This window comes from Arthrobacter sp. TmT3-37 (genome assembly GCF_054510835.1).
In genome coordinates, this window is record NZ_JBTNDU010000004.1 from 328,583 (window position 1) to 341,566 (window position 12,984).

A 12,984-nucleotide genomic window follows, 5' to 3' on the forward strand; every position below is an offset into this window, starting at 1 on the left:
AACCATCCTAGGCCAAGAGGGCTGTAACCCAGCTCACACGTCGGGAAGAAGCCGGCAGGATGCCGGGGCTAGCGGGCCGTCCGGGGAGTCAGCGTCAGCAGCACGGCTTCCGGCTTGCAGGCGAAGCGGACCGGAGCGAAGCGTGAGGTCCCGATGCCGGCCGACACGTTCAGTGGCACGGTGCGGCCGTCGGAGTCCCACTGGGTGAGACCGCGGGCACGCCAGGTGGGCAGATCACAGTTGCTGACGAGCGCCCCGTAGCCCGGGATGCACACCTGCCCGCCGTGCGTGTGGCCGGCCAGCATGAGGTCGGCGCCGCCGGCGGTGAAGTAGTCCAGGACGCGCTGGTAGGGCGAGTGAGCGACGGCCACCCGGATGTGGGGAGCGTCCGCCGAGGTGCTGCTGCCCGGGGGGTAGGGCGCGTACCTGTCCCGGTCGAGGTGTGGATCGTCGACCCCCGTGAAGTCGATCCGCAGGTTCCCGAAGCCGACGGACTGGGACCTGTTGGTGAGGTCCACCCAGCCGGCTGCACCGAAGGCGCTGAACATGTCGGCCCAGGGCAGATCCTGCGCCTTCGACTTCTTCGGAGGAATCGACGGTCCCGCGAAGTACCGCAGCGGGTTCTTGAAGACCGGCGCGTAGTAGTCGTTGGATCCGGGTACGAACACGCCCGGGACCTTCAGGAGGGGCTCGAGCGCCTCGAGCAGCGGGCCGACGGCCTTCTTGGAACTGAGGTTGTCGCCCGTGTTGACCACGAGATCGGGATTCAGGCTGGCGAGGCTGTGCAGCCAGTCGGCCTTCGACTTCTGGCCGGGCACCATGTGGATGTCCGAGAGATGGAGGACCCGCAGGGGAGCGGCGCCCGGCGGCAGGATGGGCACCGTCTCCTCCCGGAGCTGGTACAGCGTGCGCTCGACAGCCGAGGCGTAGGCGAGGGTTGCGGCCGCGGCGGTCAGGGTGAGGCCTGCCATCCAGCCGAGCGGTGCCCCGCTCCGGGTTGTCTGAGTCGATTCCACGCTAGCCGTTGCCTCCGTTGCCGCTGTTGCCCGCTTGTCCTCCAGTGGTACCACCGGTGGTACCGCCAGTGCCAGTGCCACCGTTGTTGGTGCCGTTGTTGTTGCCCGAGTTCCGGCCGGGGTTCGTCGAGCGCTGGCCGCTGATCATGCCGGCGGGCGGGTTGGCGAACGGCGCCCCGACGTACAGGCCGGGGATCTGCTGCATGAAACGCGCCCAGGACGGGGCGGCGATGAGCGAGCCGTCGATCTCCGGGTACACCTGCCCGCCGATCTCGAGTCCGCCGAGCGAACTGGTGTCTCCCTCGCCCTGCCAGTTGCCGACCCAGCTCGCGGTCACCATCCCGGAGTTGTAGCCCATGAACCAGGTCTGCGAACGCGCGTCGTTGGTGCCGGTCTTGCCCGCCATGGGGATGTCCCCGTACTCCAGGAGCTGCCCGGAGCCGTTGGTCATGACGCGCTGCGTCGCGTAGTTCACGCCACGCGCCACGTCCGCGGCGATCTTGCGTTCGCAGGACACGGCGGGGACGGGGTAGCTCGTCCCGTCGATGGCCGTCACCTCGGTGAGGGCGCGGGGATCGCAGACCACGCCTTCGTTGGCGAAGCCGGAGTAGGCCTTGGCCATGGACATGGGCGCGGCCTCACCGCCACCACCGATGAGCGAGGACGGCCCGAAGCCGAACGGGACCTCCTCGCCCTCGGAGCTCTTCGCCTGGTGTACGCCGAGGTCGTAGCCGATGTCCCGGATGCGGCACAGGTCCAGCTGCTTGGCGCTCGCCATGGTGATGGTGTTCAGCGACTGGGCGAGGCCGTCCAGCACGGTGGTGAACCGGTAGTTGATGTCGCCGTAGTTCTGCGGCGTGTAGCCGTCCTCCTCCTGGATCAGGAACTCCCCGCCCTGCGCGCAGCTCGCCTTCCACTTGTCGAACTGGCGGTAGGTCTTCTTGGTGCCGTCGAGGACCTGGTTCAGGCTCTTGCCGTTCTCGACCCACGCCGCGACCGTGAAGGGCTTGTAGGTCGAACCGGGCTGGAAGCCGCCGCCGCCGCCCAGGCTCTTGCTCGGGTCCCCGCCGTCGAACTGGTCGACGTTGAAGTTGAGCACCGTGTTGCCCTGGGCCGCCTCGGGGTTGTAGCGGGTGTTCTGCGCCATCGACAGGATGTTGCCGGTCTTCGGATCCAGGCTCAGCATGGTGTGCCCCACCTTGCCGTCCGTGGTGTCGGGGTTCGCGGTCTCGGTCACGGCGGTCTGCGCGGCGTTCTGCACGCGGGGGTCCAGCGTGGTCTTGATGGTCAGGCCCGAGCGGTACAGGACCTTCCGGCGGGCATCCTCCGTGTCGCCGTAGGCGGGATCATTGAGGATCAGGTGCGTGACGTAGTCGCAGAAGTACGGAGCCTGCGCTGCGCCGACGCATCCGCTGAGGGTCGGGGAGATGGCGAGGCCGAGATCCGTGGCGATGGCCGCGTCGTGTTCCTCCTGCGTGATCTTCCCGCGGGTGAGCATGGCGTCGATGACGAGGTTCCGGCGCTGCAGCGCACCCTCGGGGTTGGACTCGGGGCTGTACGCGCTCGGACCGTTGACGAGGCCGGCCAGCATCGCACTCTGCTGGATGTTGAGGTCCTTGGCATCCACGTTGAAGAAGTACCGCGACGCCGCCTGCACGCCGTAGGTGGTGCCGCTGAACGGCACGATGTTGAGGTAGCCCTCGAGGATCTCGTCCTTGCTGAGCTCCTTCTCGACGGCGATGGCGAGCTTCATCTCGCGCAGCTTGTCGCCCACGGTCTTCCCGCCGCCGCTCAGCGTGATGGCTCCACCGTTCTGGCGGGCGGTGTCGATCAGGACGTTGTTGACGAACTGCTGCGTGATGGTCGACGCGCCACGGGAGGTGCCGTTCGAGACGTTGCTGGCGATCGCACCCAGGATGCCCTCGAGGTCGACGCCGCCGTGCTCGTAGTACCGGTAGTCCTCGATCGCGACCAGCGCGTCCTGCATGGTCGGCGAGACCTGGTCGAGCGTGACCGGCTGGCGGTTCTCCTCGTACAGGGTCGCGATCAGGGACCCGTCGGAGGCCACGATCTTCGTCGGCTGGGCGAGCGCCTCGCGCTCGAGCTCGGCCGGCAGTTCCTCGAAGAACTGGATGGACGCGGAAGCCCCCGTTCCTGCGGCAGCGGCCACGGGCACCAGGAGGCCCGCGGCGAGCACACCGGCGAGCGCACTGATCCCGAGGAATGCAATGATCTTGCCGAGGGTGGTTGCCGTGTCGAACAGGGGTGATTTGCGCGCAGCCATTATTCCAGTTTACAAGCACGCGCTAGGCTTTCCTCATGAAGAAATGGGAGTACTCTACGATTCCGCTCATCATCCACGCAACGAAGCAGATCCTCGACCAGTGGGGCGATGACGGATGGGAGCTCGTGCAGGTGGTTCCCGGACCCGACGGAAACGGTCTCGTGGCGTACCTCAAGAGGGAGAAGAGCTAGCAGTGTCCGCTGGAAATACCGCGGTTTCGGCGGTGGAGGCGCGCCTGGCGGACCTCGGGATCGCCCTTCCCGACGTGGTCCCGCCCGTGGCCGCCTACGTCCCCGCCGTCGTCACGGGCAGCCATGTGTACACCTCGGGCCAGCTGCCCTTTATTGGGGGCAAACTCACAGCTTCGGGCAAGGTCGGTGCTGCTGACGGCGTCGACGCGGAGACCGCGGCCTCCCTCGCCGCCACCTGCGCGGTCAACGCCCTGGCCGCCATCAAGAGCCAGATCGGCGACCTGGACCGCATCACGCGGATCGTCAAGGTCGTGGGATTCGTGGCGTCCGATCCGTCCTTCACCGGCCAGCCCGGCGTCATCAACGGCGCCTCGGAGCTGCTCGGAGCAGTCCTCGGAGACGCAGGCGTCCACGCCCGGTCCGCCGTCGGCGTGGCCGTCCTCCCTCTCGACTCGCCCGTCGAGGTCGAGGTCATCGCGGAGTTCGTCTAGGCCGTGGACCGTCTCAGCACCCGGCTCTTCCCCGTCCATCCGGACCAGCGCACCGCGGCGGAGAGCTGGATCGAGCACGGGGAGCGCACGCCCCTGAAGGCCCGGCCGGCGTCGTCGGTGGTCCTCCTGCGCGACAGCGCGATCGGTACGGAGACCTACCTCTCCTATCGTCGCGGGCAGTCGCCCCTGGGCGTCATCGGGTTCCCGGGCGGGAGCATCGAGGAGTCCGACGACGACGACCTCCCGTGGTTCGGCCCTCCACCCTCGATGTGGGCGAAGACCCTCGGCGTCGACGACCACCGGATGGCCCGCCGGCACGTGCTGTGCGCCATCCGTGAACTGTTCGAGGAGACCGGGGTGCTGCTCGCCGGACCCGATGCCTCGTCGCTGGTGGAGGGTACGCAGGCCAAGGAGTGGATGAAGGCGCGCGAGGCGATCAACGAGGGTGAGTGCCGCTTCTCGGAGATCCTCACCCGACGGGGACTGGGCGTGCGCACCGACCTCATCAAGCCGCTCTCGCACTGGCTGACTCCGGACTTCGCGCACCGTCGCTTCGACACCCACTACTTCGCGGCGGCCCAGCCGGTGAACCAGGAGCCGAGCATCCTCGCGAGCAAAGGCGTCTGGGGCCAGTGGCGCTGGGCCGCGCAGGAGGTCGCGGACCGCGACACCACGAGGCTCGGCGACGAGGTGGGCCAGCCCAACACGGTGAACCGCACGCTCAGTGAACTAGCAGTGCCCGCAGTGGAGATCATCCTCGAGAAGATCGGTTCCTCCCGCGGCTGCATCGCCTACCTGTCGCACAAGCGCCCGGTGAAGATCTACCACCCGCAGCTCGCCGAACACGACGGCGACCTCATGCTGCAGGTCGAGTGCCCGAAGCTCAGCGAGGGCGGGTCCGTCCAGCGCGGGCGCTGACCGCCCGTCCGATGCACGACGAAGGCACCTGCCCGTGGGCAGGTGCCTTTGTCGTGCGGAGCCTTTTCCGTGCGGAGAGGGGATCAGCGGCTGCGCTGGCGCAGGCGCTGGATGTCCAGGATGACGACGGCGCGCGCCTCGAGGCGGAGCCAACCGCGCTGGACGAACTCCGCCAGGGCCTTGTTGACGGTCTCGCGCGACGCCCCGACGAGCTGTGCCAGTTCCTCCTGCGTGAGTTCGTGCGCGACGAGGATGCCGTCGGTCGCCGGGCGGCCGAAGCGGTCCGCGAGGTCGAGCAGGGCCTTCGCCACACGACCGGGGACGTCGGAGAACACGAGGTCCGCGAGCGATTCGTTGGTGCGGCGGAGGCGGCGCGCAAGAGCCTGCAGCAGCTGGGCCGAGACCTCGGGACGGGTCTCGAGCAGCGTACGGAGGTTCTCGTTCTTCAGGCCGGCGAGGCGCGTCTCCGAGACGGCCGTGGCCGTCGCGGTGCGCGGGCTCGGATCGAAGAGGGCCATCTCGCCGAACAGCTCGCCCGGACCGAGGATCGCGAGGAGGTTCTCCCGGCCGTCCTGGGCGGTGCGGCCGAGCTTGATCTTACCGGAGACGATGAAGTACAGCTGGTCGCCCTGGTCGCCCTCGCGGAACACCGACGAACCGCGGGGGAGGTCCACCTCGATCAGCTCGTCCGTGAGTGCGGCGAAGACGTCGTCCCCCAGCGAAGCGAAGAGGGGCGCCCTGCGCAGTACCTCGATATCCATTGATTCTCCTGATGCGTCTCTTGTACGTCGTCCATGCGGCGGTCCGCGCTGTCCTCCGCCCTCCATCTTGCCGTACCGAAGCGGATGTGACGACTGATACACGCTCCGGTGACCCGTATTCCGGCTGGAGCACCCCCGTTCCCACGGTCCTCCCATGCTGCGCCGCTAGAATCGCTCGGAGCGTCGTGAGGAACGTAGCCCTCCGTCCACCATAGCCAGGGGAGAATATACGTGCCGGACTTCAGCCTCGCCGGGTTCACCCTCCTCGACGTCGTCCTGGTGCTGGTCCTCCTCGGGTACCTGGTGACGGGGCTCCGGAACGGGTTCCTCGTGACGCTCGGCGGCATCGCCGGGTTCGTCGCAGGCGCGGTGGCGGCCTTCTTCGCAGTGCCCCTCGTCAGCGCCTGGGTGCCGGACAACCCCTGGCGCCTGATCGCGGTCATCGCCACCGTGATCGTCCTCATCATCGTGGGCCAGGCCGTCGGCTCCGCGCTCGGCGCCTCGATCCGCCGCTGGTCCGACTTCCCGCCGCTGCGGATCGTCGACCGCCTCCTCGGGGGCGTCGTGAACGTGGTCGTCGCCGCACTGGTCCTGTCGATGCTGGCCTTCAGCGTCGGGACGCTCGGCGTCCCGTTCCTGTCCCAGCAGCTGGCGTCCTCCCAGGTGATCCGCGGCATCGACACGGCGACCCCGGGGCCGGTGCGCTCGTGGCTGGCGCAGCTGCGGACCATCGCGGTCGACGACGGGATCCCCACCATCCTGGAGAGTGTCGGGCCCGCGACCCCGGCGGATGTGCCCGATGCGTCCGTCGATACTCCCGAGCTCGCTGCGGCCGCCGATTCGGTGGTCCGGATCACCGGTACGGCCTTCCAGTGCGGCCAGAACCAGACCGGATCGGGTTTCGTCGTCGCGCCCGACCGGGTGGTCACGAACGCGCATGTCGTCGCCGGGGTGGACGAGCCCGTCGTCGAGGTCCCGGGCGCGGGAGCGCTGCCCGGTCGGGTGGTGCAGCTCGACACGGCCCGCGACATCGCCGTGATCGCCGTCGACGGCCTCGACGCCGCCGCGCTGCCGCTCGGCGACGACCTGGCCAACGGGACGACGGCGGCCTTCGCGGGCTACCCGGCGGGTGGCCCGTACCGGATCCAGCCCGCGAGCATCCAGGGACTCACCCCCGTCCTGGTGAACGACATCTACGGCGCGAATCCCCGGCCGCTGCAGGTGTACAGCCTCGCCGCGAACGTCCAGCAGGGGAACTCGGGAGGTCCGCTGCTCGACCTGCAGGGCCGGGTCACCGGCGTGGTCTTCGCGAAGTCCACCGCCGACGCGCCCGTCGGCTATGCGCTCTCGCTCGCGGAACTGCGTCCCATCGTCGAGAGCGCCGAGGGACTGCAGGACGCCGTCTCCGCAGGACAGTGCACGAGGGCCGACCAGGCCCGCTGATACGCTGACAGCCACACGTCGCTCTTCGACCAGGGGGAACCGGTATGGCCAGCGAACGGGGTGCCCGCACCGGGCCGGCGCGCACGAAGACCCCACCGGTGTTCATGTACCACTCCATCAGCCCGTCGGACCATCCGGATCCGTACCGGCTGCGGGTGCACCCGGACCGGCTGGACAGGCACCTGCGGTTGCTGCGGCGGTCGGGCCTGCGGGGAGTGTCCCTGTCGGAGCTGCTGAGGGCGGCGGACCGAGGGGAGGCGCGCGGCCTTGTCGGGCTCACCTTCGACGACGGCTACACCGACTACCTGGAGCACGCCCTCCCGATCCTGCAGCGGCACGGGATGACCAGCACCCTCTATGCGGTGGCCGGTCGCCTCGGTGGCGACAACGAGTGGGACGACGGCCCGCGGCTCGGCCTGATGGATGCCGACCGGCTGCGCACCGTCGCCGCCGCCGGCCAGGAGGTCGGCAGCCACACCATGACCCACCCCCACCTGCCCGGGGCCGATGCGGAGTCCCTGGCCGCGGAGATCGGCGGCAGCAGGACGGTGCTGCAGGACATCCTGCAGGCCGACGTCGTGAGTTTCTGCTATCCCTACGGCGAGTTCGACGACGCCGCCGTGGATGCCGTCCGTGCCGCCGGCTACGACCACGGCTGCGTGATCGGCGACTACGACCCGGGTGACCGGTTCACCCTGCCGCGCTGCTACGTCAGCCCTCGTGACACGGGCGCGCATCTGGTGGCACGCATGGCGCGGCACGCGGTGCGCCTGCGCCTGCGCTGACGACGTCCGTCCCTCCGGGCTACAGCCACTCGATGGACTGCCCGTGCGGTCCGGTGCGCGCGATCGTGACGCCGTTGTGCTGCAGCACGAACCGTCCGTCCTCCTCACCGGGCGCCTTCTCCATCGCGTCGGGCACACCGGCGAGTGTGCCGTAGCCCTCGTGCGACAGCCAGTGCACCGGACGCTCCCGGTGCGCGGTGAGCCGCATCATCGTGTCCCGGAAGCGGTCCCGCCCCGCCCGGTCGAGGTAGGCGAGCACGGCGCTGTGGAACACGACGACGACGGCGTCCGACGGTGCACGGGCGACGAGCGGCAGGATCTGCTCGTTCAGGTCCCCGCGGATGAGCAGCGGCGGTTCCGCCCGGACGACGCCGAGGGCCGCGCGGAGGCGTTCCGCACGGAAGCGGTGCTCCGGCCAGACGAGTGCCTCGAGCCAGCGGACGTCGTCGTCGTCCCCCGCATCGAGCGGATTCAGGTCGATCCCCGCCCGCCAGACGACCTCGGGCAGCGACGACGGCACGGGCACGGGGCCCGCCACCGTGCAGTCCAGCGGCGGTACCGGGGACCCGCCGGGCGGCTGCAGGGAGGGCCCGGGGGAGTAGGAGTAGGCGTAGCGGTCGGGGTACAGGCAGGCTCCGGCGGAGGCGCCGACCTCGACCAGAGCGAGCGGCCTGCCCTCGTCGGCGCTGATCGCCGCCAGGGACGGCAGCAGTACAGCGCACCTGCCGGCCTCGTTGGTCTGGGTGGCACGCGTCTCCATCACGGAGCGGATGGCGTCCCAGGAATCGAGCACGAAGGACCGGAAGGCGGCGTAGTCCCCGAGCGGGACGCCGACGAATCGCGCTGCTCCGAGGAACAGGACGGGCTGGCGGCGTGCCGGAGGGAGCGTGTCCAGCAGGGCGAGGAGTTCGCCGTCGCCGCTGACGCCCATGCACCACGCGTCGTACAGCGGCGAGTAGCCCCGCGTCTCGACCTCCGCGAAGCTGCGATAACGCACGGATGTTGCAGTATCTGTTCCAGCCATCGGTCCTCCGGTTTCAGGCACGTTTCGCGCGGGTATCGCCGGCCCGGTCCGTCGCACGCGATGCCAAATCGTAACCACTGATGCTCCCGAAATGCCGCCGGCGGCCCCGCCGGAAGTTAGGCTCGTCACACGGATCAGCGCGTTCGCCGCTGTGGTCCCCATGGATACCGGTCACATCCGGTAGGAATCACTCGTTCACCAGGGAGCAACACATGTCCAACCGAGGCACATCCGTGCGCGGCGCAGGTTTCGCGAGGAAACGCGCTGCGCTCACCGCAGGACTCTCCATCGCCGCACTCCTCCTGACCGGCTGCGTCCAGAGCCAGCGCGAGGAGAACACCGGCACCGAGGGCGAGGCCGCCGTCGACTCCACCTTCGTCTTCGCCGCGTCCTCCGATCCCAAGTCGCTCGATCCCGCCTTCGCCAGCGATGGCGAGTCCTTCCGCGTCAGCCGCCAGATCTTCGAGGGCCTGGTCGGCGTCGAGCCGGGCACCGCCGACCCCGCTCCGCTGCTCGCCGAATCCTGGGAGACGGCCGAGGACGGCCTGTCCACGGTGTTCCAGCTCAAGGAAGGCGTCACCTTCCACGACGGCACGCCCTTCAACGCGGAAGCCGTGTGCTTCAACTTCGACCGCTGGTACAACTGGACCGGCATCCAGCAGGCCGAGACGACGTCGTACTACTACGGTTCCCTGTTCCGCGGGTTCGCGGACAGCCCCGAGAACGCCGTCTACGAGTCCTGCGAGGCCAACGGGGACAATGAAGTCACCGTCAACCTGGCCAAGCCGTTCGCCGGATTCATCGCCGCGCTGTCGCTGCCGGCCTTCGCCATGCAGAGCCCGACCGCTCTCGAGGAGTTCACCGCCGACGAGATCGGCGGCACCGCGGAGGCTCCCTCGCTGAGCGAGTACGCCCTCGGCCACCCCGTGGGAACCGGGCCGTTCAAGTTCGACTCCTGGGACGTCGGACAGCAGCTCGAGCTCTCGATCTTCGACGACTACTGGGGCGAGAAGGGCCAGATCACCAAGACGATCTTCCGCATCATCGACGACCCCCAGGCACGCCGCCAGGCACTTGAGGCCGGTGACATCGACGGCTACGACCTCGTGGCTCCCGCCGACACGCAGTCGCTCAAGGACGCCGGCTACAACATCACGCCGCGCGATCCGTTCACCATCCTCTACCTGGGCATGAACCAGGCCGTCCCCGAGCTGAAGGATCCGAAGGTCCGCGAGGCCATCGCCCACGCGATCGACAAGGATGCCCTCGTCTCGCAGACGCTGCCCGAGGGAACGAAGGTCGCCACCCAGTTCATCCCCGAGGTCGTCGACGGCTACAACGAGGACGTCACGACGTACGACTACGATCCCGAGCGTGCGAAGGAACTCCTGGCCGAGGCCGGCTTCCCCGACGGCTTCGACGTCACCTTCAACTACCCGACGAACGTCTCCCGCCCGTACATGCCCACGCCCGAGCAGGTCTTCACCAACCTGCAGGCACAGCTGAGCGAGGTCGGCATCACGGTCAACCCGGCGCCCGCCGCCTGGTCGCCCGACTACCTGAACCAGGTCCAGGGCACCCCGGACCACGGCCTGCACCTGCTGGGGTGGACCGGCGACTACAACGACACCGACAACTTCATCGGCGTCTTCTTCGGCCAGGAGAAGCTGGAATTCGGCTTCGACAACCCCGAGCTGTTCGCGGCCCTCGACGAAGCCCGTGGCACCAGCGACCGCGACCAGCAGACGGAGATGTACAAGGAGATCAACGAGCAGATCGCCGAGTTCAACCCGGCCATCCCGCTCGCCCACCCCGCTCCCTCGCTGGCCTTCGCGCCCCGCGTCACCTCCTACCCGGCGAGCCCCGTCAATGACGAGGTCTTCACCGACATCGAGCTGAGCGAGTAGCAGCAGTACCCGTGTGGAGCCGGTCCCGGTGTCGGGGCCGGCTCCACACTGCTGTACTACCCCTGTCCGGCTGAAGCCGGTCCACCCGGAAGGATCCTGAGTGTTACGCGTCATCGGTAAGCGGCTAGCCCTGCTCGTACCCACCCTGTTCGGACTGTCCATCCTCCTGTTCCTGTGGGTACGCAGCCTCCCCGGCGGTCCGGCCACCGCCCTGCTCGGCGAGAAGGCGACGCCCGAGGCCATCGCCCGCGTCAACGAGCTGTACGGCTTCGACCGCCCCCTGCTCACCCAGTACCTCACCTACATGGGCAGGCTGCTCCGGGGCGACTTCGGCGTCTCCATCAACACCGGGCGCCCGGTGCTCGAGGAGTTCGCCACCCGCTTCCCCGCGACGCTCGAACTCACCGTCATCGCACTCATCTTCGCGATCGGCGTCGGTGTCCCGCTCGGCTACCTGGCCGCGCGGTACTACGGCCGGTTCCTCGACCACAGCTCCGTGGTCCTGAGCCTCATCGGCATCACCGTGCCCGTCTTCTTCCTGGCCTTCATCCTCAAGTACCTGTTCGCCATCCAGTGGTCCCTGCTGCCGCCCGACGGCCGGCAGGACCCGCGCATCGACGCGACGCACTACACACAGTTCTACGTGCTCGACGGACTGCTCACGGGCGAGTACGACGCCGCGTGGGACGCGTTCCTGCACCTCATCCTGCCGGGGCTGGCCCTCGGGACCATCCCGCTGGCGATCATCGTCCGCATCACGCGCGCCTCGGTCCTCGAGGTGCAGAACGCGGACTACGTCCGCACGGCCCGCGCCAAGGGCCTGATGGAACGCACCATCCGCGGCAGCTTCATCCTGCGGAACGCCATGCTCCCCGTCGTGACGACCATCGGCCTGCAGTTGGGCCTGCTCATCTCGGGGGCGGTCCTGACGGAGACGGTCTTCGCCTTCAACGGCATCGGCCGGTTCCTGCGCGACGCGATCTTCGGCCTGGACTACCCCGTGCTCCAGGGCTTCATCATCTTCATCGCGATCCTGTACGCACTGATCAACCTGATCGTCGACCTGTCCTACTCCGTCATCGACCCGAGGGTGCGTGTACAATGAGTACCATCCTGCCTCCCGCCGCCGGCGGTTCAGCGGCCCCGAACGATCCCGCCATCGACACCGGTCGGGGCACCGGCCTGTGGAAGGACGCCTTCCTCCGCCTGCGCAGGAACCCGCAGGCGATCGTCGGTGCCGTCATCATCGGCCTCTTCCTGCTCGTGGCCGTCCTCGCGCCCATCCTGGCGCCGTACGGCGGCGACGAGCTGCCGGGTCGCACCTCCATCACGCCCACCACCATCCCCGGTCCCGGTGAGATCGACGGCTTCCCGCTGGGCCTCGACCGGTTCGGCGGGGACGTGCTCAGCAAGCTCATCTGGGGCGCCCAGGCGTCACTGCTGATCGGTGTCGTCTCGACGGCGCTCGGCCTGGCGGGCGGCATGCTGCTCGGCGTCCTGGCCGGCGGGCTCGGTGGCTGGGTGGACAACGTCATCATGCGCTTCGTGGACATCCTGCTGTCCGTCCCCAACCTGCTGCTCGCCGTCAGCATCGCCGCGGTGCTCGGCCAGAGTTCCTACGCCATCATGATCGCGATCGGCGTCTCGCAGATCCCGATCTTCGCGAGGCTCCTGCGGTCCTCCATGCTGTCGCAGCGGGGGGCGGACTACATCCTGGCGGCCCAGACCCTCGGGCTCAGCCGCCGGACCATCACCATGAGCCACCTCCTGCCGAACAGCATGGGACCGGTGATCGTGCAGGCGACGCTCACGCTCGCGACGGCCGTGATCGACGCGGCGGCGCTGTCGTTCCTGGGCCTCGGTGGCGGCCTGCCCCAGGCCGCCGAGTGGGGGCGCATGCTCACCTACGCCCAGGCGGAACTCGCGGTAGCTCCGCAGCTCGCCTTCCTGCCCGGTGCATGCATCGCCATCACGGCACTGGGCTTCACCCTTCTGGGGGAATCGCTGCGCGAGGCCCTCGATCCGAAGACCCGGAGGAAGTAGCGACCGCTTCCCGGTGCAGCAGCGGGGAACAACCCCCACGGTAGGGGCAGCCTCCTGCTCCCTCTTCACGGGGGCACAAAAAACCCCCCCCGGACCTCCCGTCTCGTCCCCGTCATGTTAT

At 68.8% G+C, this 12,984-nt stretch carries 12 protein-coding genes; 8 read left to right on the top strand and 4 right to left on the bottom strand.

Annotated elements, in window-relative coordinates; translation table 11 throughout:
- Positions 1-68 precede the first annotated feature (68 nt).
- Positions 69-971: a metallophosphoesterase gene (locus tag ACX80U_RS08575; protein WP_208739195.1), complete on the bottom strand. Its 903-nt coding sequence runs from the start codon at positions 969-971 to the stop codon at positions 69-71.
- Positions 972-1,017: 46 nt separating this feature from the next.
- Complete coding sequence (locus tag ACX80U_RS08580) at positions 1,018-3,300, bottom strand: transglycosylase domain-containing protein (protein ID WP_133081198.1); 2,283 nt, start codon at positions 3,298-3,300, stop codon at positions 1,018-1,020.
- A 35-nt stretch (positions 3,301-3,335) separates the two neighbouring features.
- Here ACX80U_RS08580 and ACX80U_RS08585 point away from each other — a divergent pair, with 35 nt between their 5' ends.
- The 3 genes from ACX80U_RS08585 to ACX80U_RS08595 are packed head-to-tail and all read left to right on the top strand — an operon-like array spanning position 3,336 to position 4,900.
- Positions 3,336-3,491 carry a DUF4177 domain-containing protein gene (locus ACX80U_RS08585; protein WP_087074509.1) on the top strand — a complete coding sequence of 52 codons (156 nt, stop codon included), beginning with the start codon at positions 3,336-3,338 and terminating at the stop codon, positions 3,489-3,491.
- 2 nt (positions 3,492-3,493) lie between these two features.
- Entirely contained in the window at positions 3,494-3,982 is a 489-nt protein-coding gene (locus ACX80U_RS08590) for a RidA family protein (protein ID WP_459268092.1), read from the top strand.
- A gap of 3 nt (positions 3,983-3,985) precedes the next feature.
- Positions 3,986-4,900, top strand: a complete 915-nt coding sequence (locus ACX80U_RS08595) for an NUDIX hydrolase (protein WP_133081196.1) — start codon at positions 3,986-3,988, stop codon at positions 4,898-4,900.
- Between the two features lie 83 nt (positions 4,901-4,983).
- Here ACX80U_RS08595 and ACX80U_RS08600 read toward each other — a convergent pair whose 3' ends face one another.
- Positions 4,984-5,661, bottom strand: a complete 678-nt coding sequence (locus tag ACX80U_RS08600; RefSeq protein WP_087028341.1) for a Crp/Fnr family transcriptional regulator — start codon at positions 5,659-5,661, stop codon at positions 4,984-4,986.
- A gap of 231 nt (positions 5,662-5,892) precedes the next feature.
- Here ACX80U_RS08600 and ACX80U_RS08605 point away from each other — a divergent pair, with 231 nt between their 5' ends.
- Positions 5,893-7,104, top strand: coding sequence for a MarP family serine protease (locus ACX80U_RS08605; RefSeq protein WP_459268093.1), 1,212 nt, complete (start codon positions 5,893-5,895; stop codon positions 7,102-7,104).
- A gap of 44 nt (positions 7,105-7,148) precedes the next feature.
- Positions 7,149-7,889, top strand: coding sequence for a polysaccharide deacetylase family protein (locus ACX80U_RS08610; RefSeq protein ID WP_459268094.1), 741 nt, complete (start codon positions 7,149-7,151; stop codon positions 7,887-7,889).
- 19 nt (positions 7,890-7,908) lie between these two features.
- Here the strand turns inward: ACX80U_RS08610 and ACX80U_RS08615 are convergent, their stop codons facing one another.
- Entirely contained in the window at positions 7,909-8,886 is a 978-nt protein-coding gene (locus ACX80U_RS08615; protein WP_459268095.1) for a DUF2332 domain-containing protein, read from the bottom strand.
- Positions 8,887-9,125: 239 nt separating this feature from the next.
- Here ACX80U_RS08615 and ACX80U_RS08620 point away from each other — a divergent pair, with 239 nt between their 5' ends.
- From ACX80U_RS08620 to ACX80U_RS08630, 3 genes are all read left to right on the top strand, one after another.
- Positions 9,126-10,820, top strand: coding sequence for an ABC transporter substrate-binding protein (locus tag ACX80U_RS08620; RefSeq protein ID WP_459268096.1), 1,695 nt, complete (start codon positions 9,126-9,128; stop codon positions 10,818-10,820).
- 100 nt (positions 10,821-10,920) lie between these two features.
- On the top strand, positions 10,921-11,925 hold the full coding sequence (locus ACX80U_RS08625; RefSeq protein ID WP_133081191.1) for an ABC transporter permease: 1,005 nt from the start codon (positions 10,921-10,923) through the stop codon (positions 11,923-11,925).
- Positions 11,922-12,863: an ABC transporter permease gene (locus tag ACX80U_RS08630; protein WP_133081190.1), complete on the top strand. Its 942-nt coding sequence runs from the start codon at positions 11,922-11,924 to the stop codon at positions 12,861-12,863. The genes ACX80U_RS08625 and ACX80U_RS08630 overlap by 4 nt, the downstream gene beginning before the upstream one ends.
- Positions 12,864-12,984: the final 121 nt, after the last annotated feature.

Coding starts and splice junctions, on each gene's coding strand:
- ACX80U_RS08575 (WP_208739195.1), bottom strand. CDS start 971: ATGGCAGGCCTCACCCTGACCGCCGCGGCCGCAACCCTCGCCTACGCC.
- ACX80U_RS08630 (WP_133081190.1), top strand. CDS start 11,922: ATGAGTACCATCCTGCCTCCCGCCGCCGGCGGTTCAGCGGCCCCGAAC.
- ACX80U_RS08610 (WP_459268094.1), top strand. CDS start 7,149: ATGGCCAGCGAACGGGGTGCCCGCACCGGGCCGGCGCGCACGAAGACC.
- ACX80U_RS08580 (WP_133081198.1), bottom strand. CDS start 3,300: ATGGCTGCGCGCAAATCACCCCTGTTCGACACGGCAACCACCCTCGGC.
- ACX80U_RS08600 (WP_087028341.1), bottom strand. CDS start 5,661: ATGGATATCGAGGTACTGCGCAGGGCGCCCCTCTTCGCTTCGCTGGGG.
- ACX80U_RS08620 (WP_459268096.1), top strand. CDS start 9,126: ATGTCCAACCGAGGCACATCCGTGCGCGGCGCAGGTTTCGCGAGGAAA.
- ACX80U_RS08585 (WP_087074509.1), top strand. CDS start 3,336: ATGAAGAAATGGGAGTACTCTACGATTCCGCTCATCATCCACGCAACG.